Consider the following 26,768-nt stretch of genomic DNA (forward strand, 5'->3'; position numbering starts at 1 on the left):
GACACGTCGTTCTCCCCCCGAAGAAGCGGGCCCCCGCCCGCCGATCAATTACTTTCCAGCAAGATCACTTTCCACACCTGGAGAAATACCCCCGCGGACACCCGCTGAGAGCAGTAAGAACGCCTGAGTGACGCTCTGGCCGGGACTGTACAAAGAACGGCTCTGGCCCACTTTCGGTGGTGACGGAACGTGATAGCTCGTGTCGGTGCATGGCTATCTCGGCGTGCTGTGTCAGCGTGACGCCGGTGTGACGTAAAGGATCTTGCGAGGCTGGTGTTTCCGCAGTTGGCCGACCTGGCCATCGGCAGCGTTCAAGCCGAGGTCGGGACCGCGTCGATCGTGGTGCATGTCGCGTCCCGGGGCGCGCCGGTAGCGTGTCCCGGTTGCGGGGTAGTCGGGCGGGTGCACGGCTATGTGGATCGGCAGCTGGCTGACCTGCCGTTGGGCGGGCAGCGGGTGCTGGTGCGACTACGGTTTCGGAGGTTGAGGTGCGCGACGGTCGGGTGCGAGCGGCAGACATTCCGGGAGCCGCTTCCCGGGTTGGCCGAACCGTATCAGCGCCGCACAATGGTCTTGAGCACGCAGGTGGGCGCGGTGGTGCGCGAGTTGGCCGGGCGAGCGGGATCTCGGCTGCTGGCCGTACTGGGAGTCAGGATGTCGCGGCAGACCGCAGTCCGGTCTCTGCTGTCTCTGCCCCTGCCGGTCCGTCCGACGCCGGAGGTGATCGGGGTAGACGACTTCGCCCTCCGCAAACGGCACCGCTACGCCACGGTGATCATCGACGCGGTGACGCGGGAGCGGATCGATGTGCTCGCCGACCGTCAGGCCGACACGTTGGAGGCGTGGCTGCGAGCCCATCCCGGTGTGCGGGTGGTGTGCCGTGACAGCAGCGGCGCTTACGCCGAGGCGATCCGTCGCGCCCTGCCCGAAGCGGTGCAGGTCGGTGATCGCTGGCATATCTGGCACAACCTGGCCGAAGCCGTGGTGAAGGAAGTCGCCGCGCACTCGCTCTGCTGGGGCAAGACCGGCCCACCGCCAAAAGAAGGGACGCGGGCCACCACCACGCGCGAACGCTGGCAGCAGGTCCATGCCCTACTCGACCAGGGTGTCGGGCTGCTGGAGTGCGCCCGCCGCCTGGGCCTGGCGCTCAACACCGTGAAACGCTATGCCCGGGTCAGCGAACCCGAACGGCTGGTGCGCGTGCCGAAGTACCGGCCCACGCTGGTCGACCCGTTCCGCGACCATCTGCGCCAACGCCGGGCCGAAGATCCCGCCGTCCCGGTCCAGCAACTCCTCGTCGAGATCAAGAAGCTCGGCTATACCGGTAGCCAGAACCTGCTCTACCGCTACATCAACCAAGGCCGGGTCGAATGCGACCGGCCCGCGATCTCGCCCAAGCGCCTGGCCAGTCTCCTCCTCACCGAACCGAGCAAGTTCAAAGAGCATCACGCCGAGCGGCTGGATGCCGCCACCGCCGCCTGCCACGAGATGACCATGCTCGCCGGACTCGTCCGGGACTTCGCCGCCCTCCTCGACCCCAAGCAGGACAACGACCAGCGACTGACCGCCTGGATCGACCAAGCGCGTCAGGTCGACCTACCCCACCTGCACGCCTTCACCCGCGGGCTGGACTACGACCGAGCCGCCATCAACGCCGCCCTCACCCTCCCGTTCCACAACGGCGGTACCGAAGGCGTCAACACTAAAACGAAAATGATCAAGAGGCAGATGTACGGGCGAGCCGGCTTCGCGCTCCTTCGCCACCGCATCCTGCTCGGCTAACCACGATCTGTCACCACCGAAAGCGGGCCAGAGCCGAAAACCGTACAGTCCCGGTTGAGGGTGCAGTCGTGGTCTGATCCCGCCGGTCTCGAGCAGGCTTCTGGCGATGTAGGTCACCTCGGAGACGGCCCGCAGTGTGGCGGTGGTCAGTGGGAGATAGTCGTCCTCGGTGCCGGGGTCGGCAGTTCGGGCGCCTGGGGTGACACGCATGAGCCGGATGCAGCATCGTACTGGGTCGAGTTGCAAGGCATCGAGTGTCCAGATCGGGACGTTGCGTATGGGCAGCCCGGCGCTCCGTATCGCGTCGAACAGCACGATGGGGTTGACGGGTGAAAGGAAGACCACGTCGGCCCAGGAGCACTCGAGCGGCATCACTCGTTCACGGAGAAGGTGCCTTCGGCCGGCGTACTTGGCGATGTGGCGTGTGTGGAGGTCTGGGTAGCGTTCTCGAAGCATTGCCAGCGGTAGCAACTGGTCGCCGCGCGGATCGGTGATCATGGCGTGGAAGAGGGGTCCGCGAGGGCGCTGCGGAGTGGGGTCAGTGGACATAAAAGAAAGCGTCGGACCCGCGAGAAGCGGCCGACGCTTGATCAATTCTATTCGATGCCCGACGATGCCCGCGACGCCGAGGCTGTCTTGAGTCATCCTGCGGCCGGCTCGCCGAGACTCGTGTCGGCGTACAGCTGTGAGTGCTCCATCAGGTACGGGTTTATGTGCACGGGTTCATGAGGTGATCGGCAGGGCCCTGGTGGTCTGAGATGCTGTTTCGGTAGGTCCTTATGGAGCGGGAGGCGTTGGTGGGGACGTGGGGTCCGGGTCCGTTCGACAGTGATTACGCCGCCGATTTCATCGATGAGCTGCATAGGGCTGATCCGGATATTCAGCTTGTGCTCGTCCGTGAGCTTTTGGAGCGGATGGCGGGTAGCAGGGGTCGTTTCGATGAGGGCGCCGAGGCTGTCGCGGCGGCTGCGTTGATCGCGGGCCAGTGTCCTGGGGGCGGGCAGTATGCCTCTGCCGATGGCGCTCTTGAAGGGCCGCTGGTTGAGTTCCCTGATGAGCTGCGGGTCTTGGCCGTCGAGGCGCTTTCCCGTGCGCTTGACGAGGGCTCTGGGATGTCGGCGGGCTGGGTCGACCGGGATGATGCGGCAGCCTGGCGTGCAGAGGTCGAGCAGATCAGAGCTTTGCTGAATCCCGCAGGGTGAAGAGTCCGCGGGTCGTCTCGACCAGGCGGGCTCAGGCGTCTCGTTCGATGTTCTTGAGCCGGTTTTTGAGTCTGTAGCTGGGGCCGTTGATCGAAATGACGTCGCAGTTGTGGAGGAGCCGGTCGAGGATGGCGGTGGCGAGGACTTCGTCGGAGAAGACCTGGCCCCACTCATCTGAAGCTCTTGTTCGAGGTCAGAATGTGGCCACCGGCCACGCCACCTCCGCCTCCGGGCGCGACAGAGGCGCGGACCGCCCGCACGTTGCAGGCGTGGCCGACTCTCCGCCACATCATGGGGCAACAATCCTTGCGAGGAGCGCCATGACGTTCCACGATCGGATCGGCGATGGGCTTCCCGCCACACTTCGGGCCAAGCGGGGGTCTGTGCTCTTGGTGTGCCGACGCTGCGCATCGGCACGCCCCACCTGAACCGGCCATGGGTGTTCGTAACCAGCTTGTACCGGTCCCCTCCTTGTCAAAATAGCCAGAGGTAACAAACAGGCATGAAACTCTGTGCTGAGGGTGGGGAAGGAGATATCCCCTTCGTGGGAGCAAGCAAGCCGGATCCGGAGATCCCCGATCCTCAGGTGCGCGAACGAGCAAGTCCACGCTCTACTCTGCCGCCTATAAGGCGCGGGTCCTGGAGGAGTACGACAGGCTGGATAAGGCCGGCAAGGGCGCGTTGCTGCGCCGGGAGGGGCTGTACTCGTCGCTGATCTTTAGCTGGCGGACGGCTCGGGATCACGGTGTGGAGCAGGCGCTGGCTGGCCGGCCGGCCGGCCGAAGGCGGATCCGCGGGACAAGGAGATCGACGCGCTGCAGGCGGAGGTCGAGCGGCTGCGTGCCGAGCTCGGTAAGACCCGCCAAGTGATCGAGGTGCAGGGAAAGCTCTTCGCGCTGCTGGATCAGCTCGCCACCAGCAGCGAGACGCCGCCGGATCGGGGCGAGCAGTGACCGAGGCCCTCCAGGCCGCGCAGGCCGCGACCACGTCCGCGCGGTGCTGAACGAGCGCTTCGCCGACACCTCGCCGGCCACGGCGTACTTCTCCCTGCTGGATGAGGGCACTTCGCTGGCGTCGGAATCGACGATGTATCGGATCCTGCGCGAGCACGGCGAGGTCGGCCGGGATCGGACCAGCGGGATGCAAGTACCGGAGATCGGAAGCAGGGATTTCAGCTGCACCGGTGCCGCGTCATAAGACATGACGCTTGCGCTGCAGCAACGTGACATCCCGCGAGAAGGAGCTGAGCATTTGACGCAAAGCTGCCAACTCACCACGCCCTGGCCGCCCACACCCTCGAACATCGCACGGCTGTTCAGCAACCGCCCGAGAGCTGGTCGTCGGCGGCTGTGTGGTGTGCCGTGTGGAACATCGCGCGGGTGAACTCGATGAAGGCGCGGGTACGCGCCGTCAAGCGTGCGTTCTGCCGCACACACAGAACGACTTGAAGGGTAGGCAGGTCCTCGCGGAGTTCGCGTACTGTCAGCGGACGTCCCTCGTAGCTGGCTTCGATGGACTGTCGCTGGTGCAGGAGCGTGTAGCCCAGGCCGCGGGCCGCGAAGGAGCGTACGGTCTCGTAGTTGTCGAAGCGGTACCGGACGCGTGGCGCGGCGTTGTGCTCCTTCAAGAGGCCGAGGTAGTAGTCGCCCGGCGGATTGTAAAGGATCATGTCCTCGTGCTGGAGCTGTGCGACGGACAGCGTCTCGTGGGCGGCCAACGGATGGTTGGGTGAGAGCAGGACGTAGGGGCGCACCGTCGTCAGTGGGAACGACGTGACACCGTCGATGACGTCGAGGTCGTAGAGCATCGCCGTCTCCAACTCCCCCGATGTCAATGCCTCGCACAGATCTGCGGCCCCGCCTTCACGCACGTGCAGTTCGACGTCCGGGCGTGCGGCCTCGAACCCCTCGACCACAGGCGGGAGCAGCATGGGGCCTAGGGTCTGGTAGCACCCCACGGTCAATCGGCCGCTCGCCGTTCTGCTCTGCGCGCGGGTCCGGTCGATCATTTCGTTCATGTCCGAGAGCAGTTGCCGCGCTTCGACGAGCAACTCGCGTCCGGCTGGTGTCAGCTGGAGCCGCCGTGCGTGGTTACGCACGAGGAGGTCCACCTCCAGCCGCGCCTCGAGCTGTGCCACTCCCAGAGATATCGCCGACTGGGAGACGTGCAACTCCTGAGCTGCTGCGGACATCGTGCCGAGTTCGGCGCAGACGACGAAGTACTGCAGTTGGCGCATGGTCACGGTCATAAGTTCTTATCATAGCTCTCTGGAGTTTTTCACGCTGGACTCATGCCACGGCATGGTGCACTCTTGCTGAACAACGCATTGCACTCCTGTTGGACACTTATCCGGCACTCAACGGCATATGCGGCACTAGCGCCTTGATTGGGACAATGTGATGAGTAGTACTCCCGGCACGTTTACCGCGAGTCCAAAACCGGTTCAGAAGAAGGTGGTCGCCGCCGCGACGGTGGGCCACGTCCTGGAGTGGTATGACTTCGCCGTCTACGGCTACTTCGCCGCAACCATCGGGGAGAAGTTCTTCAGTTCATCCTCCGAGGCGGTGCAGCTTCTCGCATCCTTCGCCGTGTTCGGTGTCGGCTTCGTGGCCCGCCCGCTCGGGGCCGTCGTCCTGGGACATGTGGGCGACGTGCACGGTCGAAGACGAGCCTTCTCCATCGCGCTGATCCTCATGGGTGCGGCCACCCTCGCCATCGGGCTCCTGCCGACGTATCAGGACATCGGTTTCGGGGCCGCGGTCGCGCTCGTAGCCTGCCGTCTCCTGCAGGGATTCTCGACGGGCGGCGAGATCGGGGGGTCGATCGCCTATCTGACGGAGAACGCGCCGCCTCACAAGCGGGGCTTTGTCGGAAGCTTTCAGCAGGCGAGCCTGGCCCTCGGCATGATGCTCGGGGCGATCGTCAGCGTGGTCCTCTCCGTACTCCTCACCCCGGAAGCCCTGAGCGAGTGGGGGTGGCGAGTCCCGTTCCTGCTCGGAGTGCTCATGGTTGTCCCTGGCTACTTCATCCGCCGGCAACTGGCCGACACGGAGGAGTTCCAGGCCGTCAAGACCAAGGCCGCCACCCCTGGCAAACGGCTGCCCATCGTGACGGCGCTGCGCGAGCATCCGATGGATCTCTTCAGAGCGTTCTGGCTGCCGGCCTCGCCCGCGTATTACGTGCTCCTGTCGTTCTTGCCGACCTTTCTCGCAACCCAACACTTCTTCGGCCAGGCCATGGCGCTGGCGATCACGCTCGCCCTCCAGGCAGTCTTCGTGTTGGCGATGCCGTTCGCGGGTGGCTGGTCTGATCGCGTTGGCCGCAAACCGGTCATGCTGACCGGGTACGCGATGACCGGGCTTCTGGTGTATCCCGTGTTCCTCGCGTTCTCGACGGGTGTACCAGCTCTCGCGTTCCTGGCCATTGTGCCGATGGGCCTGGCTCTTTCGTGCATGTTCGGCCCGCTCGCCGCGCTGCTCACGGAGATCTTTCCGACCGAGATCCGCTACAGCGCCATCTCCCTGCCGTACAACCTCCATTCGGCGATTCTGGGCGGCTTCACACCGTTCGTCGCGACGTTGTTGATCGAGACCACGAATTCACCGATGGCGCCGACCATTCTCGTGATCGGGATAGCGGCGATCTGTTTCGTCGTCGTCCTCAGCGTGTCCACGAACTCCAAGCGAGGCCAAGAATGACCGTCTCCTCCGACGCCGAGCCCCGCACACCGACACGGTTGTTCGACCCCACCGCGATCGGCGGCGTCCACCTGCGCAACCGGCTATACGTACCCGCGCACACCACCAATTTCGCGCTGCACAACCGGCCGAGCGAACGCTACATCGCCTATCTCGCCGAAAAGGCGCGCGGAGGAGCCGGCCTGATCTTCACCGAGGCAGTGCGTGTCCACCCGTCGAGTCTTCGTCGCTTCGGTCTGGGCGGCTACGACAGCGAGAGCGAGTCGTCATTCGCCGACATGGCCAGCACCGTACACGCCGAAGGCGCGCGGCTGTTCGGTCAGGTCATGCACACCGGACGGCACGACGGCAGTGAGTGGACCGGCCTGTGGTCACCCAGTGCCCTCGCCTGGTCACCCGGCCAGGAGACACCGCATGTGCTGAACCAAGCCGAGATTCGCCTGCTCATCGATTCTTTCGCCCGAACCACCGCCCGGCTCCTGCACGCGGGGTTCGACGGTGCTGAAATCCACATCGGCCACGGTCACCTCTTGCAGCAGTTTCTCTCCCCTGCCACCAACTCTCGAAGCGACGCATATGGCGGTACGGCGGCCAATCGACTGCGGATCGTGCGCGAGGTGCTCTCCGCCGTCTTCGCGAACTCATCGGATGCGCCTATCGGCCTGCGGGTCAGTGCCGATGAGATGCTCCCGAACGGCCTCGACATCGACGCCATGATCGATATCTGTGCCGCGCTCATGGACGAGTTCCCCATCGCCTTCCTTCATGTCAGCCACTCGGCGTATGTCGGCGACTACTCGCTTGCCACGCAGATGGCCGACATGTCCTTCGGTTCCGCACCCTTCCGCAACTATCCGCATCGGTTCAAGCTCGCCTTCCCCGCGACTCCGGTGCTCGCGGTATGCCGGATGGACGATGTCGCGATGGCGGACAGCCTGCTGCGCTCGGGCGCTGCGGACCTGGTGGGCATGGCCCGCGCCCACATCGCAGACCCGGCAATCGCCAGGAAACACCAGGAGGGCCGGGCCTCGGAGGTCCGCTCGTGCATCGCCTGCAACCAGGCGTGCGTGGGACGGCTGGAGAAGACGCTCCCCATTCGGTGCGTCGTGAACCCGGAAGCCGGGTTCGAACGAGAGTGGAAGGCGATCCCGGTCCCACGGCTCACTCGCCGCATCCTGGTTGTGGGAGGCGGACCCGCCGGCCTCGAAGCCGCGTCGGCAGCGGCATCGCGCGGTCACGAGGTCGTGCTGATCGAGCGCTCGGCCCAGCTCGGCGGGCAGGTGTCGACCATCCGCCGACTGCACGACCGCGCGCGGTTCGGGCTGCTGGTGGACGACTTGCAACGCGCCGTCGAACGGGCCGGCGTGACCGTACGGCTGAACACCGAACTGTCTGCGCAGAACATCGCCACGGGTGAATGGGACGAGGTCGTCGTGGCCACCGGATCGCAACCTGCACCCGCCTTTGAAGGGGAACTCGTCCCCGAGGACGCGATCGCGGCTGACGGGTCGCACAAGCGCGTTGTCGTGATCGATGAGGACGGTGGGTGGCCAGGCGCGTCCCTCGCGGTCCATCTCGCGGCCCACCAGCATGAGGTGTGGCTGGTGACGGCCATGGATGCGTTGCTTCCGAACATCACCGTCTATTCGCGGCTTTCCCTCTACGCCCGGTTCAAGGAACTGGGTGTGCGAATTCGAACCCTGGCGACCATAGAAAGCTCCGGTGCGGGTGTGGCGGTGATACCACGCTTCGAAGGAACCTCGCACCGGCTCGACGATGTCCACATCGTGCGCGTATCCCCCCGCCGCGCGAACGACGCGCTGGTGAGCGCCCTCCACGATGCCGACTACCGGGGCCCGGTGCACCTCATCGGCGACGCCTACAGCCCCCGCACCGCCCTCGACGCCACCTACGAGGGCCGGGGCGCGGGCTATCTGGTCGGCGTCGATACCTCTGGCACGTGGCCCGGGCCACCTCTGCGGACCCCCTACCTCGGACGGAAGGGGGGAGATCTCCTCGATACCGGCCGGCCGTCGGTCAGCCCATTGTCCGTGACAACCCACAACTAGGGAGATCTATGTACGACCTCGCAATCACGGGCGGCACCATCGTGACCGACGGCCGCACCGAGGCAGCAGACGTCTATGTGGTTGCCGGGAAGATCGCAGCCCTGATGGCGCCCGGCAGCACCCTCGACGCCCGAACCAGCGTCGACGCCGACGGACAACATGTCCTTCCCGGCATCGTCGACGCCCACACGCATTTCCGGACGTGGTCCGGACACAGCGACACGCTCGAGCAGATGCTGGAGTCGGCCGCGTACGGCGGGGTGACCACGGCAATCGGCTTCGTCATGGGAATGAACGCCCCGGGAACGGACCTCCTGCACAGGGTGCAGGAGTTCGGTGGCGGGAGCAACCGTACGGTCCCCATCGACTACGCACTCCACGCGGCCATCGCCGACGAGCCCCAGACGATCTCACAGCTCGGCGATGTGACCGAACTGGGCGTGAACACCTTCAAGATGTTCATGATCAACCGAGCGCGCAAAATGATGGTCGATGACGCCTTCCTGTTCCGGGCGATGACGCAGATCTCCGCCCTCGGCGGTCTGGCGATGGTCCACGCCGAACTGGAGGACGTCACCTGCGCCCTGATCGAGCAGAACGCCGGCCGTACCGACGTCGATGAGGTCCGGCGCTTCTCGCTGAACCGTCCCGAATGGGCGGAGGCTGAGGCGACGCGGCGTGCCCTTCTGATCGCAGAACGCGCCGAGTGCCCCGTCTACGTCGTCCATGTGACATCGGAACGCGCACTTGACGAGATCAAGCTCGCCCGAGCCCGAGGGCAGGAGGTCTACGCCGAGACCTGCCCCCAGTACCTCACGCTGACGGAGGACGACGCTCGGCGCCTCGGCGGACTGGCCAAGGTCGCCCCACCCCTGCGCAGCGCGCGTGATGCGCGAGTGCTGATGGATGCGGTCCTGAGCGGGGAGATCAACGTGGTCTCCTCCGACCACGCCCCTTACACCCGCGCGACCAAGACGGATCCGGCAACGCCGTACGCCGACATCCCGGTCGGGATGCCCGGAACGGAGACGCTCCTCCCGCTGATGTGGAGTCTGCTCGCCTCCCGGGGCGCTTCAGTGGTCGATCTCATCCGGGTCACGACGTCGAACCCCGCGAGCATCTTTGGCCTCCCCGGCAAGGGCACCCTCTCCGTCGGGGCCGACGCCGACATCACGATCGTCGACCTGGAGCACCCGTCAACCATCAACGGGGACAATCAGCACACCACCGCCGGCTACTCCGCCTACCACGGACGGTCGGTCCCGCTGACGGTCAAGTCGACCTTCGTGCGCGGAGTGCCGGTCCTCGCGGACGGCGTGCTCGTCAACGACGACCGCGGCCGATTCCTGAGGCGCACGGTCCACACCGAGGGGAGGCAGCCGACATGCTGAACTGGAACGCGGTCACGGACGACCTCCTGCCCGAACTCACCGCGAGCGACCGCGTGGTCGTGGAAAGCACCGGCTACGGAACACCACGGGCCCTCGGTACACAGCCCGCACTGATCCTGGTCGACTTCCAGTACGCATATCTGGGAGACGACGTCCCCCTCCTGGACCAACTCGCCCGCAACCCATCCGCAGGCGGGGCCAAGGCCTGGCGAGCCATGCGAGCCTCGCTTCCCCTCCTGCGGATGGCCCGGCATCAGCGCGTCCCGGTGGTGCTCAGCCGGATTGCCTACGCACCCGGCACCGAGCAGGACAACACCTTCGCGGCCAAACGCGGCAATGCCGCCGCCTTCGTCGACGGAGCACCCGGTACGCAACTGGCCGCCGAACTCGAAGCCGGCCCAGCGGACATCCTTCTCAGGAAGGAGGCTGCGAGCTGTTTTCACCAAACCAACCTGCACGAACGATTGTCCGCCCACGGAGTCGACACCGTGATCATCGGCGGACTCTCCACAAGTGGCTGCGTCCGTGCCACTGCGGTTGACGCCGCCGGGTACGGCTATCGCGTAGCCGTCCTGCGTGATGCCACCGCTGATCGCATCGACCTGTCCCAGCGCGTCACCCTGTTCGACATATGGCTCAAATACGGAGACGTCATCGACACCCGCGAGGCACAAGAGCACCTGAGCCGCCGGATCAGTGCCCGAAACGCGCCAGAGGCTGTGGACGATGTTTGATCTGTCGGGGCTGCGGGCCCTCGTGACCGGAGCCGGTGACGGCGGACTCGGCGCAGCAGCCGCCCGCGCCCTCGCAAGCCGTGGTGCGGACACTGCTGTCCTGGAGCACCCGGCGAGCGACGAGCGGGCCCAGGCCACTGCCGAAGCCGTGCGCCAATACGGCGTCCGCGGCGACGTCCTAACCGTCGATCTCACCGACAGCGCGGCAGTCGCCACCGTGCTTCAGAAGCACCTGCAGGACGTGGACGGGATCGACATCCTGGTCAACGCCGCGGGGATCATGTTGAGGAAGCCCAGCCTCAAGACAAGCCTCCAGGAATGGCGACAGATCCAGGACGTCAACGTCACCGCCAGCTGGCTGGTCAGCAACCTCGTCGCACCGGGGATGCTGGAGCGAGGCTTCGGCCGCATCATCAACGTCGCCTCACAGTACGCGGCACTCGCGGGCCCCATCCCCGAACCCGCATACTTCACCTCGAAGGGGGCGGTCGCCAACCTGACGAGGGCCCTGGCCTCGGAATGGTCCCGGCACGGCGTCAACGTCAACTGCATCGCGCCGGGAACCTTCTACCCCACGCACATGACATCCGCGCTCTCCAAGGACCCCGGCCGCCTCGGCTGGATGGAGAACCGGACCATGATCGGCCGTCTGGGCGACCCCTCCCTCGACATCGCGGGCCCGATCACGTTCCTCGCGAGCCGCGAGGCGTCCTATGTCACGGGGGCGGTACTTCCCGTCGACGGAGGCTGGACGGCATGGTGACGCCGCCGCTCACACACCAACACCACCATCACAACAGTAAGGAAGGCTACCCATGGCAGCGATCACCAGAACGGCAGTGGTCCAGTGGACCGGAGATATCGCAAAGGGCTCCGGGGCGCTGACGACCCAGAGCACAGCACTCGCCGCCGCCCCGCTGAACTTCCCCAAGCGGACCGGCGAGCCCGATGGCGAGACCAGCCCAGAGGAGTTGATCGCCGCCGCGCACGCGGGCTGCTACGCCATGTCCCTGGCCGCGACCATCGGCAAGGCGGGATTTACGGCTACCCTGCTGGAGATCAGCGCCGAAGTCGGCCTTGAACGAATCAAATCGAAGTGGCACATCACCGGCTCACGACTCTCGGTGACCGCGGACATCAACGGCGTCGACGACGACGCCTTCAACGAGTTGCTGAAAGCCGCCGACGCCTCCTGCCCGGTCTCCAGCATGCTGCGCGCGACCGCCGAAGTATCCATCGGCAGGAAGCGCTGACAGAGCATCAGGAATCGGGCACCCGCCCCGGGCAGAGAAACCCTGACGGACCCGAATGTCAAGGAGTCGGGGTGCCGTTAACGAACGTGTCATAGGCCGCCAAACCTCGAAGATCCCTACCCGGGTGTTGTACTTCAGCCAGCGTGGTGCCGGTAGCTGCCGGGCGGTGACCCGTACTGGCGTTTGAAGGCGTGAGTGAAGCTGTACTGCGAGCTGTAGCCGACCTGCTGGGCGATCGTGTTGACGGGGGCGTCGGAGGTGCGCAGGAGCCGGGCGGCGGTGGTCATCCGCCACCATGTCAGGTAGGTAAGCGGTGGCTGGCCGACCAGATGGGTGAACCGCCGGGCGAAGGCGGCGCGGGACAGGCGTGCCTGCGCGCCCAGTTCATCGACGGTCCATGGCCGGCTCGGGTCTCCGTGGATGGCGCGGAGGGCGGCGGCGACGGCGGGGTCGTGCAGGGCCGAGGCCCAGCCGGTGGCGGAGTGGCCGGAGACGCGCTGTTCTTCGAACCAGGCGCGCAGGATGTAGAGCAGGAGCAGATCCAGCAGGGTGAGCAGGATGGTGTCGGAGCCTGGGCGGTCGTCGCTGTCCAGTTCCACGCCGAGGAGTTCGACCGCGGCGCGGAGCTCTTGGTGGCGCCCTACCCGCGTCGGTAGGTGGATGACCTCGGGCAGGTCGTTCAGGAGCGGGTGTGGCCCGGATCCGTCCAGGAGGTAGGCGCCGCAGAGCATAACCACCGTCGGCGGCCGGTCGGCTGACGTCTCGTCGTTGCGGCCATCTTGGACTCCGGTGAGCGTTGTGGGCGGCTCGCTTACCGAGGTGGATGGGTCGTCGGCCAAACCGTGTGCGGATCCGCGCGGCAGGAACGCCACGTCGCCCGGCCCAAGCGCGATCGGCTCACCCTCCGGCGGGAGAAGCCAGCACGTTCCCTGGAGAACGATGTGGAACCCGGAGGAAGGCACCGCCGCAGACCGCAGGGCGAAGGGAGCGGACCTGGTCACCCGGCCCGAGTGGGGTCGACCGGTGCGCGCCGCACTCACCACATCAGACAGCACATCCACCCAGTCAGGTTAACCAATGGCGATCTCACAAAGACGATGACGCAAACCCTGGAGCGTATCGCGCATTCAGCCGTCTTGTGTCAGCGCCTTACTGTGCTGATGGCTGAGCAACCGCGCAGCTCCCCATCGTGAGGACATGACATGAAGATCGCCGTTTATGGCCCGAGTGGATATCAGGGCAAGCTCGTGCTCACCGAACTGGCGCGACGCGGCATCGACGCAGTTCTGGCCGGACGCAATCTCGCGCGCCTGGAGGCGGCCGCCTCGGCGGTTGGCCTCTCCGACACGGAACGACGCGTGGCCGACACCAGCGACCATGAGGCGCTCGTCAGCGCGTTCCACGACTGCGCCGGCGTCATCAACTGCGCCGGGCCGTTCACCTCCTCAGGTGAGGCCGTGGTCCGCGCCGCGATCGCCGCCGGCTGCCACTACGTCGACACCTCAGGCGAGCAGCTCTACGTCAAGAAGATCTTCGACACCTTCGCGACCGAGGCGGAGAACGCCGGGGTCACCGTCGTACCCGCCGCCAACGACGGCTGCGTGCCGGTAGACCTCATGGCCCAGATCCTGGCCGACCGCCTGGAATCGGTCGAAGAGATCGTCACCACCCACATGGTCGTCGGAGGCGGCGCCATGTCACGCGGCTCGCTGCGCTCGCTGGTCGAAACGATCGACGTCATCAAGACGGGAGGCATAACCTACTACGATGGCGACTGGCGTCCCAGCATGCCCACGCGCCACACCGCGATCCGACTGCCCGGACAGTCGGAGGCGACCCCGGTGATGGCCTTCCCTGTGTCGGAGGTGGTGACCATTCCCCGTCACATCCGCGTCCGGCATGTCGAGGGACTGACCGAGGCGGCGTTGGGCGACCAGCTGAACACCCCGCTCACACCGGAGATCATCGACAGCCTGCCGGAAGGACCCGATGAGGACAGCCGCCGCACCCAGCACTTCACCTATGTACTCGACGCCATCAGTTCCGACGGCCGCCGCGCCCGCGGCATCGTCCAAGGCTCCGACACCTATGGCACGACCGCGGTGATCGCCGTCGAAAGCATCCGCCGTCTCATCGCCGACCCTGCCAAGCCGGGAGTACTCGCGCCCGCCCAGGCCTACCACCCGACCGCGTTCCTCGACTTTCTCATCCCGCATGGGATCCTGTGGACCATCGAGGACGCGCCGGCAACCTGACAACGAGCCTTCTCCGGTAACGATCAGCCACGGTGTGTGATCGTCTGGATGGCTCGCTGGACTGAGCGAAGGTCCCAGATCGCCGCGAAGCCCCTGCCAGAAGGCCTGGAACTCCTACAGCTTCGGTGAGCCACCTCTCGCTTGATCGGTCTCCGTGGTGAGTTCGAGGCGCTGGGCGGGGATGGCGATGGTCTGGTGGTCGCTGCCGGGCTTAAGCTCGGGGACGTATTTGTAGATGGCGGAGCGGCTGACGCCGAGGAGCCGTGCGATCGAGGCGATGGTGGCGTCGGGCTGGGCGAGCAGGGCGTGGGCGTGCCGGACCTGCTCGGGGGTCATCGCGGGCGGTCGGCCGAGCCGAACACCGCGGGCCTTGGCGGCGGCCAGGCCCTCGTTGGTGCCCTCGATGGTGAGTTCGCGGATAAACTCGGCCAGGGCGGCGAACACCTGAAAACCAGGCTCCCGCCTGGCGTGGTGGTGTCGAGAGCTTCCTTCAGGAATCGGAACCCGACGCCGCGGCGACGCAGTTCGGCGACGATCGTGATGAGGCCCTGCAGGGACCGGGCGAGCCGGTCGAGGGAGGGGACGACAAGGGTGTCGCCTGGTCGCAGGTAGTCCAGCACCTTGGTGAGCTCTTCGCGCTCGGCGTCCTTGCCGGACTTCTTGTCGGCGAAGGTCCAGATGCAGCCCGCGGCCTTCAGCGCCAGGGCCTGCCGGTCGAGCCGCTGATCCTTGGTCGACACTGTGGGTGCCGAAAATCCATCCACCTATGCCGAGCTGCAGCTTCTCCTGTATCGATCACTCATGGTTGAACATGCGCTCAACTCCTGTTGAGCGACTGTTCAACAGGAGTTGCGGGGTTGTCGCGTCATTGCAGCTCAGGCGCTACGTGTGAGTTTCCAAGCGCTACAGGTTCCTTCCATGCCGTCTGCCCGAGGCCCGTCGCGTCGTCTACTGCACGATCGGTGCGCTGTCGGCGACGCTCGCCTTCAACTGCGCGCTCGACGACACCACGCTCCCGACCGGAGCATCGGCCACGTTCGCGTCCACGACGATCCCCCTGCGTCCGAGATAGTCGTAGGTCTTTCGGTCGAAGATGTACTCCTCCCTGATCCCGTTGGGCGAGACCATCGCCGCGGCTATGCCGGTGCGCCCCGCGGCGTCCTGCGACTCTTTCACCGTCACCACTCCGGGAATCGTGGCCGCGGCGCGGAAGAGCGCGGCTCGCTGCGCGGCGGGCAGATAGGACTCCTGGAGCAGCCCGCCGACCCGATTCCACGCCTCGTAGTCCTGCAACCCGTCGTTGGGCACCTGCGTGTAGAGGTGCTCGCGCATGCCCTCGGTGTCGGAAGGCAGCTTGCTGACGTAGGCGTAGTCGTTGCGCAGGAACTCGGCGCGGTCATCGAAGTCGGCCGCCCGCTCCGGACGGCCGGGCTTGCCCACCAGGGCCTGCTCCTGCTCCGCGCGTGCGGCCGGTGGGAGCGTGCGCCCCGGATACGGCAGCGGCGCCAGGATCTCCTCCTGCAGGACTCCCTTGACCGCGCTGCCCTCGACCGGCAGCCAGATCGTGCGCTTGGAGCGCGACAGCCAGATCCCCGCGTCGCCTTCGGAGGTGTCCATGCTCTGCGACTCATAGACGAGGAACTGGCCAGGCCTGGGACGCAGCTCCGGACGGCTGCCGGCGTGCTCGGCCGCCCGCGACAGCACCTCCACAGCCACGACCGTGCGGATCATCGGCCGGGGCGGCGTCGGGGCGGGCTGGTTCTGGACAAGGAACACCGCCAATCCCACCGCGGTCGCCAGACCTCCTGCCAATGCGGCGCGCAGTCCGAGGCGGCGAAAGCCGAGGCGGACCGGCGCCGACATGCCGGCCATCAGGCGCTCCGCCTCGGCCCGCAGGTCCTCCTGCGCGGGGACCTCTGAGCGGAAGTTGTCGAGCTGGGCCAGCTCATCCATGGCGAACCTCCTCGATGACGAGTGCTGTGGGGTCGGTCCCGCCCAGTTCCTTCCGGATCTTGGCGCGGGCGCGGTTGACGCGTGAGCGGACCGTTCCGACGCGGATGCCGAGCGCCTCGGCGGCTTCGGCGTAGCTGAGGCCGCCCCAGGTCACCAGGAGCAGCACGTCGCGGTGCCCGGCGGGCAGCGTGACGAGCGCGACGGCCAGGCGCTGCTGTACGGCCTGGGCGCTCAGCCGCTCGTCGCTGCGCGGGGTGAAGGGTTCGGTGACCGGGTCCACACCGGTGCGGGCCAGCAGGTTCAGCTGTCTGGCCTCGGTGCGCTTGTGGCGGCCGATACGGTTGGTGGCGATGCCGTACAACCAGGGCAGCGCGTTGTGCCTGGCCAGGTCGTAGCGACCGCGCTGGTGGAAGGCGGCGAGAAAGGTCTCCGCCACCACGTCCTCGGCGACGTCGAGTCCGAGACGGCGGACGACGAATCTCTTGATCTCAGCCGCGTGCCTGCGGAAGATCTCCCCGAACACCTCGGGCTCCCACCTGGTGCTGGACGGCACGCTGATCCACATCGACCGGATCGCGGCCGACCGAGTGCAGCCCGTCCCGCTTGGCCTTGCGCAGTGCCTGGCCGAGCTTGGGCGAGCGCGCGGACAGCAGCATCACGGTCTCCTCCACATACCGCCACGCGGTCGCCGTCGAGACCCCGAATCCGGCCCCGAGCGCAGGCAACGTCTCTCCCTTGCGCAGGTAGGCCAGCACCAGCAGGGCCTGCTGTCCCGGGTTGAGCAGCCGCCAGGTCGATCCGATGGCCTTGCGGTGCCGGCGGATGAGGTCGGCGAGGTAGTTCAGGGTTGAGCGCGACAAATCGACGGCAGCACGATAGAAAGCATCCGAGGCCCCTGGTTGTGACGGATGGATTGTGGTGATCAACCCGTCTACCAGAGGTTTCGCCATGCCTCCAGGCGAACGCCACTCTCGCGATCATGCTGTGATCAGCAACTCGCCGTCCGGGGATGAAAACGGCTCACTGCTCCGCACACTGGCCACCTTTACTTGCCCCTCGATCCCGCCGTCTCGACGAGAAGAAAGGCCCTGGCCACCGGCCCACCAAGGGCTGCACCCCGGCGACCGTCGGGCCTTCGGCGTGCCCGGAACCGGACCATCACACCCAACACCATGATCAACATGGCCCCGAGGTTGCTCGATCATGATCGTGAAAGATCTGGGCCAGGTCCGCCACACCCGTGTTGACGATTACGTCGAGCACGCCCGTCTACCTTCGAGCGTTCTGAGAACTTGACACAACGTCCTGAAACTTCACGAACCAAAGATCGCTAGGTTGAGGCATTGCGGAAGATGTAGGTAATGAAGGCAAGGTGTATCAGCGATGATGCCACGAACAAGCCAAGCATGATCTGGGCGGAGGTTTGCCAGGCCCGATGCGATTCGACGGACCGAGGTTCGAATCGACGGGTGACATCGTATTCCAACTCGAGGTGGTACCCGGGCGTTACAGCTTGTTCAGCGACGGTTCTCCACTCGGTCACACTCTTGACATCGCATTCCATCGGGTGAGTGTAGTAGCGGCTCTCGCGACTGCCTCCTGGTGACTCATGATGCTCGACATGTTCATCGATGGCGGCGATGGTGCAGGACGTGACGCCGCCTCGATGCTCGTATGACCAGTCGGTCACTGTCTGCCAGGCAAATATCGCGGTCAGCACAGCCGTCACCACCGCAACCGTAAAAAACCGCTCGAATGCGTCAGCGGCTTGAATGTCGCGCGGCTCGACTGCCATCGCAAAGACGGCTAACACCACAATGAGGGCGAGTATCCAAAAGGCGCCGCACACGACAGGCATAAGCCCTGACGGGAATCGTCGCTCGTACACAGGTCGCAGGCGATTCTCCTCGTGGTTAACTTCTTTGCAGGTAAAGCTGGCCCAGCGGACGGGAGCCCGTCGTGGATCGACCCAGCGGGTTCGGCCGAAGGACGCTTGCTCATCACATCGCAGCCGACGTCGACCGGGCGGCGCCGTTACTCGCGCGGATCTTGCTGATCCGCGCCATATGGAACATCCGCCACCATCGCGGCGAACATGGCCTGTGGGTGGCCGGCGACATGGTCGACGACTGTCGCAGCGAGCTTGAGCGGGCGAGTACGACCACACGGGATCTGGCTCGCGCGCTAGTCCCCGACCACGATGTCGACCGCGACCTCACAGCCGCAACAGACGCGGTGGACCGGCTGAGGGCCGCCACTCGCCGCGCAGGCAACGCGCACTCGGCCTTCAGCCTCGCCGCCGATCCCGACATCTGCCACGACGAACAGCGGATCGGTGACCTGGCGGCGCAGTGGCACGACGAACGGGACCACGCCGTCGATGCCGTCCAAGGCCTGCCCGACGACCTGGGGATCGGGGAGGTCGGATCGCGGCTGCTAGAGCGCGCTCTTGATCGTGTCTTCCGACGAAGCCTGTACTACGAAATCGGCCACCATATGTTCAGCCAGGCGCCGGAACGTGCATGGCGCCGCCGGGTTGCCGGCGTCCTGTGCAAGGCGGCACGCGTTAGGCCGGCCCGCTGCCAGGCTGCGGCCACCGGTGACCTGGCCAGCAAGATTCGCGACGGGCGGAAAGTGCTCGACAGCATGACGGCAAGGTCGTGGGCGCGCCACGCTGCAAGGCGTCTCGAAGGGATCGCGATCCCGGTGTTCACCGGGCAGCAACCGCTCACGGCTGTCAAAGCCACTGCGATTCGCCTGACGGCACTTTGCCTGGCCGACGAATTCGTGCCTGGTCGAAACTCCGCGCCCGACGATCCGTTCGGTGACATCATGATCAGGATCACCATGATGGAGCGAGAAGCCGCAACAGCCTCCTCCCAGCGCTGATGGCGGGAGGAAAGGACTCATCGACGCGAGAGTCCCGCCGTACCGGCCCGTTGCACACTTCCTGCGGGGAGATCGCATGGGTGTCGCGGCCTACGCTCTCGCGGTCCATACCAAGCTCGGCGCGATCACTGAGATCCCCACCCCTTGTCAGCCGCGTGTGTACGATCGCTCGCCGTGGGCGGATTGTCCCGCAACAAGGGACCTTTCCTTGAGGAGCTCTCTAGATTTCCGGTGATGTGCGCCAGAGGCCGTAGGACACAAAGTTGGTTGTGCGACCCGTGGCCGGCGACTGAACGAAGGAGAAGTGTAAGAGTACGAACCGGCCCTCGCTTGTCAGGACGCAGTAAATGGAGCCGCCACCCCAGCGGGGCGCCGTGGTCTTCCATTGCTCCGGGCTCACCACAGCGCAATCGGCCAGCGTGGGAGAAGGGTAGCTCTCCCATTTCATGATCTTGGCACCGTTTGTCGTGGAGAACAGGGGAGAGAACAGCCGATGGCTCCGGAAGAGGTCGGTTCCGGGCCCTGGCTCCGACAACAGGCCAGTGTCGAAATCCATGTTGTCGAATCGATTGCCCCATTCCAGGGTGAAGCGGGCCGCGGTGCTTACGTGTTGGGAGAGGCTGTCAAGCACGGCGACGGTCGTGACGCGCCCGGATGGGATGTCGATTGCGATCGGCACATTTCGGTCCTGGTGGGTGCGCAGCTTTCCTCCAGAGACAACCACATTGATGGTGCCGGGGGCGGCGATCGCGTATTTGAGGGTACCTTTCGCGGTGTTCAAGGTGAGACTCCATCCGGTGCCCGAATCCTCGAGCTGTCGCACCGGCACGCTCTGGCTAGCCTTGACCGAAACCGAGCCATCGGCCGCCACCAGGAACCTCGCAATGCCGACGGTTCCCGAATCGCTCAACGCCTCCGTGGGAACGCCCAGCACCCCAAGAACGTGCCCAGGGCTCGGATCTCCACACGCCGCTGGGAACACCACGACGATCGCCGCCGCGACCACCACGCGCCACCTCATCACATCATCATGCAATACAGAAGGCGCCCAGGGAGGGGCTCAGATTCCCAACGCAGTGATCATCGCGATCGTCCGACCTATCCACTTGCACAGGCCCAGACGATCACCAGATTTCCCCCCGGGCTGATGCGCATCGGGGCTCACGGGCAATTATCTCCGTCGCGAGTCCGCCCGCGCTTTCGCGGCGCGACGGCGGCGGTCATGACCCGACACCCGCCGAACTTCTGCCCCATGGTGGGGAGCAGGTCGGCGACGAATGTGGCGATGGAGTAGTACAGGCGATGGTATTCAACGGGTCGACCCGTTCGGCGATGGCCAGCTCCCACCTCGGTATGCGATTAGACGCTGACCACCTGTGCGCGGTCACTCAAGATGTTGATGTAGGTGACACGCTCATTGAGCACGAGCGGATGTGAAACGACCCCGCCGAGGGGTCTGGCGGGGGCGTGTCTACTGACCTTCATCCTGCTGCTGACCGCGCTGCTGCCCGACGCCGCCACCGCCGCCGTGACTAGAGCCGCACCTGCGGAGGGGCAGCTGCTGAGCGAGGCGATCGCCGAACTGCCCATGGCCGCCGAGCAGCGCGCCGGCTACGACCGCTCGCACTGGCGGCACTGGGTCGACGACGGCGCCGTTGAGCATCCGCTCAATCCTAGTTGAGCGGATGCTCAGACAAGAGTGATCAACACCGGAGAAACTACAGCTCAACACAGGTGGATGGATTTTTCGGCACCCACAAGGTCGGTGACCGGTACGGCGAAGGCATGGCGTTGAACAATCTCGGCATCGCGCTGACGGAGGTGCGGCGCTTCGAGGAGGCGATCACCGGGCACAAGCAGGCCACCGCCATCTTCCGGGAGGTGGATGATGATCACCTCCTGAGCATCGCCCAGAGGAACCTGGCGGAGGACCTGCGGCTACAGGAGGAAAGCTGAGCGCTCACCGGGCTCGGTCTCAGCCGCCGGTGCTGCCCGAGCTACCTGGGGTCACAGCCGATACCGTCCGCGCCGGGCATCGGATACTGGCCGGCGTGATCCGATGGACCGTGGTACGGCAGGCGTCGGCCCTGGGCCCGACGCCTGGGCACGGGAGCCTTGCGGAAGAGCAGTGACCACGCCGAACGGACCGCGATCGCCGCAACCGTGAGCAGCATCAGGGCTGCTATCGCCATCGAGACAGTCATCGGCCCCCTCCTCACCCTCTATTGATCAGATTAGCCAACCGTGAGGGCCGTGCCAGCCTGGTTGAGGTCCACCGGCAAGAAGGCTCCCGCCATGACCGCGCGTCGGTCACGGACACACATCGGCGTCGAATGCGTTGTGAATGCGTGTTGAATGCGGCTCCCGATACACAGGGGGGTGCGCTGGTCTTAGTCCGGCCCGCGCGCAGCCGCGACGCAAGGAGGGGACGCGATGAACGTAGCCGCAATGGTGCTCGCGGGAGGGATCACCGCCGCCACGATGGCGCCGACCAGCCCGCCGGCCGCAGCCGCCGAATACACCTGCGGCGGCGAGGTGTGTATCCGAGTTGTTTCCGATGAAAAGGCGGCCCTGAAGGATGCTCACGGATGCAATTTCAAGACCTGCGTCACGCTGACCGGTAATGCCTCCAAGTACTACATCACCGGCAGCGGCCACGGATTCTTCGGCCACGTCCACATCTGGGGGCCTGGCGTCAATCGGTACTCCGACATCAGAGCCAACCCGTCCATCACCACGCTCGGACGAGGCGCTGGCAAAGCATGCGCGGAGGGCTGGGACCTGCAGCAGCCGCCGACGGGACCGTCAGTCGGGCTTGCCTGCAAAGACGTTCGCTGAATCCACACAGTGAGGAGGAATCCATGCGCAAAACACACGTGGCCGGCTTCCGGAACCTAGCGGTGGCCATGATCATGCTCGCCGGGCTGGGCGCCGCCGCGATGCCGGCGCAGGCACGGGAAAGCGCATCAGCTCGGAACTCATCGTCCCGCCCGGCGAGTACCCAAACCGTCAACCGCCTTGGTTGTACGGCAACCCCGCCGGGTAGCGGATTCGTTCGCGTCCGCGCGTTCGTCGGCACCGACTCCTGCGGTCGATGCCAAGCCGCTGGATGGGACGGTATCCACGACGGAGCATGGCGCAAATTCACCTGTTGGACCACCGTCGCCGGCCCTGGCGAATGGCGCACCCACGAGTTGTGGGTGCGAGGATACTGACGCCGGAGGGCTAGCAGACCGGAAGGTCTCTACAAGTGTTGCTCCAGCGCAGACCTGCACCGGCAGCCCGGCGCACAGCAAAACCGTGCGCTGTGACTAACCGGGGCTCAGCGTAGAAGCAGCGGGCTTTGTGCAAGCGCCGTCCTACCGGGAGATCGCCATCAAGGCGGAGAAGGCGGTCGGCGCCAGCACCTTGTGCGAAGCGCTGGACTCCAACAAGCAGCCGCGGCTGCCCACGCTCAAGCTCGTGCAGGCCTTCATCCATGGATGCGGCGGCACCGAGGACGACCTGACCTCTTGGACCACGGCCTGGCGCTGTATCCGGATGAGTCGGACTGCCTCCAGTGCCAGGCAGTTGCCCACCGGAGCCACCCCGCAGGAGCGTCCGGCCTGGTCGTCCGCGACAGACCAGGCCGTGGCCGAACTGCGTGACGTAGCCACGTAGCCTCCATTTTGCACACCACGCCCGACCGAGAAGGTGACAGCCGAAGATCCCCCGAGCCCGCTCCCGGTGACCCCACCGAGAAGAAGGTGGCTCACGGTGAGCTGGCCCAGCACGCCTGCGAGCCGGCGGGTGTTTCTCCGGGCGCGCACCCACGCACCGTAACCAGCAGGAGAATCGGGTGTTTGCCTCACCCAGCAGACCCCGACAGGGCCAGCCTGATCGCGGCCGAAATCGGGACCGCCTTCCTTACCGGGCCCGTCGCGCGCGGCCTCACCGGGCAATCCGCCCCCCTACCCCGGCGGACCGGTCGCAGATGACCATCGCTGAACGAGTGAAGGCGCTCAACGCCGCCCGCCACTCCCTCATCCAGTCGGCCACCGGCCTCGTGGTGATCGGCGGCGGCGCCTTCACCGCCCTGGGCCTCTGCTACAGCACCGTGGAGACCGCCCGCGAGACCACGAGAATCGCTCGGGAAGGCCACGTCACCGCCTCACCCAAGCTGTCGAGCAGCTCGGCTCGGACCAGCAGGACGTACGGCTCGGCGGCATCTACGCCCTCCAGCGCCTGGCATCCGACTCCCCACGCGACGCAGGCAAGATCCGCAACGTCCTGGCCGCGTTCGTACGCCATCACGACTTGTGCACACCCCAGCCCAGGCCAGCGAGACTTGCTCAACCCTGTGCCATCACCCCACCCAGCAACACGGCCAAGCTAGAGCCGACTGCCGATGTGCTGGCGGTGAAGGAACAGGTCCAGCGGTCTCGATCCGGAGCAGGCTGGCCGCCGAAGCTGATCAACTGCCAGCGCTCGCGCCACGTCCAGTGACAGGACCACGACACCTGCCCCTATTTCTGCTCCGAGGACGTCCGAACGCGGTAGAGCCACACTTCCAGCGACGCCTCGAACGGCAGGTCTTCCCGCCCGACAATGCGTGACCATGACTATGAGCGCATCCTGGCCATCGAACAACTCCGTCAGCACGGTGTTGTGCCGATCAAGGAGGATGTCGTACTCGGCGGGAGTATCCGCATACCGCTTCGACCCCGGAAGGCTGTGGAACCGGACCCAGCGCGAGGTGTAATACCGCTTCAGCTCATGACCGATCGGCGGGCAGTCCGGCCAACGCGCCTGCCAGCGAGCCGTCAACTCGACATGTCGCCACGTCGCCACGTCGCCACGTCGCCAGGCCAGCGTAGAGACACCGCCGGACAACGCCTTCTCGCGCTTGACGAGTACGCCGCGGCGCTCATCGACGCCATGCAAATCGGCGGAGCCAGTGAGGCGAAGATCCGGGAGGCGGCGCTCGGCGTTCACGTCGACGCGGCCATACCCCGGCGACAGCCCCTCGTACCTGTGCACGCCTTCGGGTGCGTCAACCCTCTTGGCGTCAATCAAGATTGACGCCATGGTGATGTCAATGTAAGTTGACGGCATGAATGTTGATGGCAGTGGCATTGGCAGCCGCACCTCGAGGACCGTGTTGGTCGACATCGACGAGCGCAAGCTATGCGCGCAGGTCCGAGGCCGCGGCACCACCCTGGTTCTCGACTGCGGCGGCGCGGGGCAGGGCGTTGGCGGCGCTTGGGGAACGGAACTGGAAGCCAAGCTGGCCGAACTGACCACCCTGGTCACCTATGACCGAGCCGGCGCCGGCCGGTCCGACGGCCCGCAAGCACGCACCGTCGCCGATATGACCGACGATCTGCATCGGCTCCTGCGCAGCCTTGATCTTCCGCTGCCGGCCGTGTTCGCCGGATGGTCCTACGGGGGGCTGGCCATCCAGCTCTACGCGCTGCGCTACCCCGACGACATAGCAGGGCTGGTGTTCGTAGACCCCACTGTCAGCCAGACGCCACCCGGTTCAGCGCTGGTGCGCACGACGTCGTTCGCCCTCGCCGCGAAACTGCTCCGCCTGCGCGCGCTCATGCCCTCCAAGACCTCCCGGTCCATCCGTGAACTCGCCGGCACCCTGGCGGCCATGCCACACCACATGCGCGAGGTCGCCGATGCACTGGACCAGCGCACTCTGCCGCCCGTACCTATCCGAGTGATCATCGCCGGCAAACGCCCCCGAATGCCCCAGACCCAGCTTGCGCACCTGAACGCCACCCATCACGGGCTGGCCGCCCAATCTCCCCAAGGACGCCTCATCATCGCCGAACGCGCCACCCACCAGATCCCCCACGATCAACCCGAGATCATCATCCAGGCAGTCGAGGACGTTCTGCGACAGCTCGACGCCCCGCAGACAGGGCACTGAACTCAGCCGGCAACATGACACCAGCCCGGGAAACGATCAACGTCGCGTGGGGAAGCGATCTTCGTGAGGCATGTTCCACACCAGCTCACATGCACTCGTGAACACCCCCGACAGCGGACCTTGATTCGCCAACTCCAGCATCGACACCTGGCCGCAGCCCCTCGGCCACGACGGCCGGTGGGCTGGCTGATGTTTCTCCACCCCCGTGAAGGTCAGTTCAGCCGTGCGTCACTCGATGACGTTGCCGACCCAGCGCAGCAGGGACGAGACCCCGTCCCATCCGGCGTAGATGCGCTGGCGTACCAGCCGCAGCCCGCGCCGGACGGGGACCTCGCCGGCGAAAAGCACGCTGGCCTGCTCTTCCGGCCAGGCCCAGTCGCGCGGCCGGCGCGCCGAGTTCAGCGCCGCCGAGGTGTAGTCCTCTACCACAGGTCAGCGCTCCGGCCGTACCCGTCCGGCAGAAGGACTTCGACCACGCGTCCGCTGTCTCCGCCATGAGATGAGCGCAGCCGGGTTCGGGTGAAGTACTCCCCGCGGAGTACGGGTCCCGTGCGCTCCGAGGTGGCCGACGGCCTCCCCTGGGGAGAACCCCTTACGCCGAAAGGCTGGTACGGGCCGGCCCATCGTACGCGCGACGGCGTAGCCCAAGTCCGTCCGCCGGCCTGACGTTCTCCGGCGACGTTTTCGCGAGTCTGAACCCAGACGAAAACGGCATCCACCCGGGAGTACGAAATGACCGGAACCATCGAGAACATGATCGTCAAACTGACCGGCTGGCTGTCCCGCCACAGCATCGACGTGCTGCGCGTCAGCCTCGGCCTGGTCTTCGTGGCCTTCGGGACGCTCAAGTACTTCCCGGGAGTCAGCCCGGCGGAGGCCTTGTCAGTGGCCACCCTGGAGAAGCTGTCCCTGGGAACGGTGTCGGGCTACGCGGCACAGTTCGTGATCGCCAGCATGGAGGTCTTCATCGGACTCACGCTGGTCACCGGCAAGCTGCTGAAGACCGGGCTGGTCGTGATGACCGGTGCCATGGCCGGGTTCTTCGCACCGTACGTCCTATTCTTCACCGACCTGTTCCCCGGCGCGCCGACGCTGGAGGCGCAGTACATCTTCAAGGACATCGTCCTGGCCGCCGCCGCCATGGTGATCGGCGCCCGGGCGTTGGGCGCCCGCCTGATTCCGGCCCACGAGCGCCAGGCACCCGTCCACGAAATCCGCCAGCGCGTGGCGGCCTAAGCCGCCAAACCTCGGCGACTACCTGTCCTGGCGGCGGCACTTGGAGGATCAGCTGGCTGTCGACTCCATCGCCCTGGCATGCATGCGGGAGGTCGGTGACCGGCGCCGCGAAGGCAAGGCCTTGAACAACCTCGGCCTTGCACTGCAGGAGATGCGGCGTCTTGAGGGGGCGACCGCCGCGCACGAGCAGGCCGCCACCATTTTCGAGGCCTTCGGTGATGACTACAACTGGGATATCGCCGTGGCCAACCTGGCCGATGATCGCCGCCTGCGTGATGGGGAGCGGGGCTGCCGGGAGCGTCAGGTGCTGAAGGCTGCCGGGCTGTGCGGAGTTCTTGGAGGTCGGGGATGTGGTTGTAGAGGGTGCCCACGCTGACGCCGAGCAG

29 protein-coding genes and 2 pseudogenes are annotated in these 26,768 nt (G+C 65.9%); 17 read left to right on the forward strand and 14 right to left on the reverse strand.

What is annotated here, in order from left to right; translation table 11 throughout:
- Positions 1-273: 273 nt before the first annotated feature.
- Both ACFWY5_RS56055 and ACFWY5_RS56060 read left to right on the forward strand, forming a co-directional pair.
- Positions 274-1,782, forward strand: coding sequence for an ISL3 family transposase (locus ACFWY5_RS56055; RefSeq protein WP_379640105.1), 1,509 nt, complete (start codon positions 274-276; stop codon positions 1,780-1,782).
- A 779-nt stretch (positions 1,783-2,561) separates the two neighbouring features.
- Positions 2,562-2,984: a DUF4259 domain-containing protein gene (locus ACFWY5_RS56060; protein WP_379627569.1), complete on the forward strand. Its 423-nt coding sequence runs from the start codon at positions 2,562-2,564 to the stop codon at positions 2,982-2,984.
- Positions 2,985-3,015: 31 nt separating this feature from the next.
- Here ACFWY5_RS56060 and ACFWY5_RS56065 read toward each other — a convergent pair.
- The 3 genes and pseudogenes from ACFWY5_RS56065 to ACFWY5_RS56075 all read right to left on the reverse strand — a co-directional run.
- Positions 3,016-3,184, reverse strand: a pseudogene (locus ACFWY5_RS56065) (ATP-binding protein); the annotation flags it as partial.
- Positions 3,185-3,724: 540 nt separating this feature from the next.
- Entirely contained in the window at positions 3,725-4,186 is a 462-nt protein-coding gene (locus ACFWY5_RS56070) for a hypothetical protein (RefSeq protein ID WP_379627571.1), read from the reverse strand.
- 113 nt (positions 4,187-4,299) lie between these two features.
- Positions 4,300-5,232 carry a LysR family transcriptional regulator gene (locus ACFWY5_RS56075; RefSeq protein WP_379627573.1) on the reverse strand — a complete coding sequence of 311 codons (933 nt, stop codon included), beginning with the start codon at positions 5,230-5,232 and terminating at the stop codon, positions 4,300-4,302.
- Between the two features lie 205 nt (positions 5,233-5,437).
- Between ACFWY5_RS56075 and ACFWY5_RS56080 the strand changes: the two genes are divergently transcribed.
- From ACFWY5_RS56080 to ACFWY5_RS56105, 6 genes are read left to right on the forward strand one after another with little or no spacing between them, the layout of a single operon-like run.
- Positions 5,438-6,682, forward strand: coding sequence for an MFS transporter (locus ACFWY5_RS56080; protein WP_379640106.1), 1,245 nt, complete (start codon positions 5,438-5,440; stop codon positions 6,680-6,682).
- Complete coding sequence (locus ACFWY5_RS56085; RefSeq protein ID WP_379640108.1) at positions 6,679-8,751, forward strand: FAD-dependent oxidoreductase; 2,073 nt, start codon at positions 6,679-6,681, stop codon at positions 8,749-8,751. Before ACFWY5_RS56080 ends, ACFWY5_RS56085 begins: the two co-directional genes overlap by 4 nt.
- Before the next feature lie 41 nt (positions 8,752-8,792).
- Positions 8,793-10,142, forward strand: coding sequence for a dihydroorotase family protein (locus ACFWY5_RS56090; RefSeq protein ID WP_379640109.1), 1,350 nt, complete (start codon positions 8,793-8,795; stop codon positions 10,140-10,142).
- Positions 10,136-10,876: an isochorismatase family protein gene (locus ACFWY5_RS56095; protein ID WP_379640110.1), complete on the forward strand. Its 741-nt coding sequence runs from the start codon at positions 10,136-10,138 to the stop codon at positions 10,874-10,876. Before ACFWY5_RS56090 ends, ACFWY5_RS56095 begins: the two co-directional genes overlap by 7 nt.
- Complete coding sequence (locus ACFWY5_RS56100) at positions 10,869-11,639, forward strand: SDR family NAD(P)-dependent oxidoreductase (RefSeq protein ID WP_379640112.1); 771 nt, start codon at positions 10,869-10,871, stop codon at positions 11,637-11,639. The genes ACFWY5_RS56095 and ACFWY5_RS56100 overlap by 8 nt, the downstream gene beginning before the upstream one ends.
- A 52-nt stretch (positions 11,640-11,691) precedes the next feature.
- Positions 11,692-12,129, forward strand: coding sequence for an OsmC family peroxiredoxin (locus ACFWY5_RS56105; protein ID WP_379627586.1), 438 nt, complete (start codon positions 11,692-11,694; stop codon positions 12,127-12,129).
- Between the two features lie 134 nt (positions 12,130-12,263).
- On the opposite strand, the gene ACFWY5_RS56110 is transcribed toward ACFWY5_RS56105, so the two are convergent.
- Complete coding sequence (locus ACFWY5_RS56110) at positions 12,264-13,190, reverse strand: AraC family transcriptional regulator (protein ID WP_379640113.1); 927 nt, start codon at positions 13,188-13,190, stop codon at positions 12,264-12,266.
- Positions 13,191-13,331: 141 nt separating this feature from the next.
- Here ACFWY5_RS56110 and ACFWY5_RS56115 point away from each other — a divergent pair, with 141 nt between their 5' ends.
- A complete protein-coding gene (locus ACFWY5_RS56115; RefSeq protein ID WP_379640115.1) occupies positions 13,332-14,384 on the forward strand; it encodes a saccharopine dehydrogenase family protein in 1,053 nt (350 codons plus the stop codon).
- Between the two features lie 114 nt (positions 14,385-14,498).
- Here the strand turns inward: ACFWY5_RS56115 and ACFWY5_RS56120 are convergent, their stop codons facing one another.
- The 6 genes and pseudogenes from ACFWY5_RS56120 to ACFWY5_RS56145 form a co-directional block, all read right to left on the reverse strand.
- Positions 14,499-14,720, reverse strand: a complete 222-nt coding sequence (locus ACFWY5_RS56120; RefSeq protein ID WP_379640116.1) for a helix-turn-helix domain-containing protein — start codon at positions 14,718-14,720, stop codon at positions 14,499-14,501.
- Positions 14,717-15,124: a recombinase family protein gene (locus tag ACFWY5_RS56125; RefSeq protein WP_379640117.1), complete on the reverse strand. Its 408-nt coding sequence runs from the start codon at positions 15,122-15,124 to the stop codon at positions 14,717-14,719. Before ACFWY5_RS56125 ends, ACFWY5_RS56120 begins: the two co-directional genes overlap by 4 nt.
- 208 nt (positions 15,125-15,332) lie before the next feature.
- Complete coding sequence (locus ACFWY5_RS56130; RefSeq protein ID WP_379640118.1) at positions 15,333-16,337, reverse strand: CU044_5270 family protein; 1,005 nt, start codon at positions 16,335-16,337, stop codon at positions 15,333-15,335.
- Positions 16,330-16,860, reverse strand: coding sequence for an RNA polymerase sigma factor (locus tag ACFWY5_RS56135; protein ID WP_379640119.1), 531 nt, complete (start codon positions 16,858-16,860; stop codon positions 16,330-16,332). Before ACFWY5_RS56135 ends, ACFWY5_RS56130 begins: the two co-directional genes overlap by 8 nt.
- 40 nt (positions 16,861-16,900) lie before the next feature.
- Positions 16,901-17,251, reverse strand: a pseudogene (locus tag ACFWY5_RS56140) (transposase family protein); the annotation flags it as partial.
- A gap of 416 nt (positions 17,252-17,667) precedes the next feature.
- Positions 17,668-18,132 (reverse strand): hypothetical protein, encoded by a 465-nt coding sequence (locus ACFWY5_RS56145; RefSeq protein WP_379640120.1) that lies wholly within the window; start codon positions 18,130-18,132, stop codon positions 17,668-17,670.
- Positions 18,133-18,296: 164 nt separating this feature from the next.
- Between ACFWY5_RS56145 and ACFWY5_RS56150 the strand changes: the two genes are divergently transcribed.
- A complete protein-coding gene (locus tag ACFWY5_RS56150; RefSeq protein WP_379616143.1) occupies positions 18,297-19,226 on the forward strand; it encodes a hypothetical protein in 930 nt (309 codons plus the stop codon).
- Positions 19,227-19,446: 220 nt separating this feature from the next.
- Here the strand turns inward: ACFWY5_RS56150 and ACFWY5_RS56155 are convergent, their stop codons facing one another.
- On the reverse strand, positions 19,447-20,247 hold the full coding sequence (locus ACFWY5_RS56155) for a hypothetical protein (RefSeq protein WP_379640121.1): 801 nt from the start codon (positions 20,245-20,247) through the stop codon (positions 19,447-19,449).
- Between the two features lie 384 nt (positions 20,248-20,631).
- Here ACFWY5_RS56155 and ACFWY5_RS56160 point away from each other — a divergent pair, with 384 nt between their 5' ends.
- The 4 genes from ACFWY5_RS56160 (at position 20,632) to ACFWY5_RS56175 (ending at position 22,886) form a co-directional block, all read left to right on the forward strand.
- The gene (locus tag ACFWY5_RS56160; protein WP_379616147.1) at positions 20,632-20,907 is read left to right on the forward strand and encodes a hypothetical protein; all 276 of its coding nucleotides are present in this window, start codon (positions 20,632-20,634) and stop codon (positions 20,905-20,907) included.
- A 53-nt stretch (positions 20,908-20,960) separates the two neighbouring features.
- Positions 20,961-21,182, forward strand: a complete 222-nt coding sequence (locus tag ACFWY5_RS56165) for a tetratricopeptide repeat protein (RefSeq protein ID WP_379640122.1) — start codon at positions 20,961-20,963, stop codon at positions 21,180-21,182.
- Positions 21,183-21,659: 477 nt separating this feature from the next.
- A complete protein-coding gene (locus tag ACFWY5_RS56170; protein WP_379616151.1) occupies positions 21,660-22,064 on the forward strand; it encodes a hypothetical protein in 405 nt (134 codons plus the stop codon).
- Positions 22,065-22,571: 507 nt separating this feature from the next.
- Entirely contained in the window at positions 22,572-22,886 is a 315-nt protein-coding gene (locus ACFWY5_RS56175; protein ID WP_379640123.1) for a hypothetical protein, read from the forward strand.
- 426 nt (positions 22,887-23,312) lie between these two features.
- On the opposite strand, the gene ACFWY5_RS56180 is transcribed toward ACFWY5_RS56175, so the two are convergent.
- Entirely contained in the window at positions 23,313-23,516 is a 204-nt protein-coding gene (locus ACFWY5_RS56180; RefSeq protein ID WP_379616155.1) for a hypothetical protein, read from the reverse strand.
- An 81-nt stretch (positions 23,517-23,597) separates the two neighbouring features.
- Complete coding sequence (locus ACFWY5_RS56185; RefSeq protein WP_379640124.1) at positions 23,598-24,377, reverse strand: hypothetical protein; 780 nt, start codon at positions 24,375-24,377, stop codon at positions 23,598-23,600.
- On the opposite strand from ACFWY5_RS56185, the gene ACFWY5_RS56190 reads away from it, so the two are divergent.
- A complete protein-coding gene (locus tag ACFWY5_RS56190; RefSeq protein WP_379640125.1) occupies positions 24,367-25,146 on the forward strand; it encodes an alpha/beta fold hydrolase in 780 nt (259 codons plus the stop codon). The genes ACFWY5_RS56185 and ACFWY5_RS56190 overlap by 11 nt on opposite strands.
- A gap of 228 nt (positions 25,147-25,374) precedes the next feature.
- On the opposite strand, the gene ACFWY5_RS56195 is transcribed toward ACFWY5_RS56190, so the two are convergent.
- Positions 25,375-25,575: a hypothetical protein gene (locus tag ACFWY5_RS56195; protein WP_379640126.1), complete on the reverse strand. Its 201-nt coding sequence runs from the start codon at positions 25,573-25,575 to the stop codon at positions 25,375-25,377.
- Positions 25,576-25,878: 303 nt separating this feature from the next.
- Between ACFWY5_RS56195 and ACFWY5_RS56200 the strand changes: the two genes are divergently transcribed.
- Together ACFWY5_RS56200 and ACFWY5_RS56205 are read left to right on the forward strand one after the other, a co-directional pair.
- A complete protein-coding gene (locus tag ACFWY5_RS56200; protein ID WP_379616163.1) occupies positions 25,879-26,382 on the forward strand; it encodes a DoxX family protein in 504 nt (167 codons plus the stop codon).
- A gap of 40 nt (positions 26,383-26,422) precedes the next feature.
- Entirely contained in the window at positions 26,423-26,758 is a 336-nt protein-coding gene (locus ACFWY5_RS56205) for a hypothetical protein (RefSeq protein WP_379640127.1), read from the forward strand.
- Positions 26,759-26,768: the final 10 nt, after the last annotated feature.

The organism is Nonomuraea sp. NPDC059007 (assembly GCF_042740555.1).
Taxonomy (GTDB): domain Bacteria; phylum Actinomycetota; class Actinomycetes; order Streptosporangiales; family Streptosporangiaceae; genus Nonomuraea.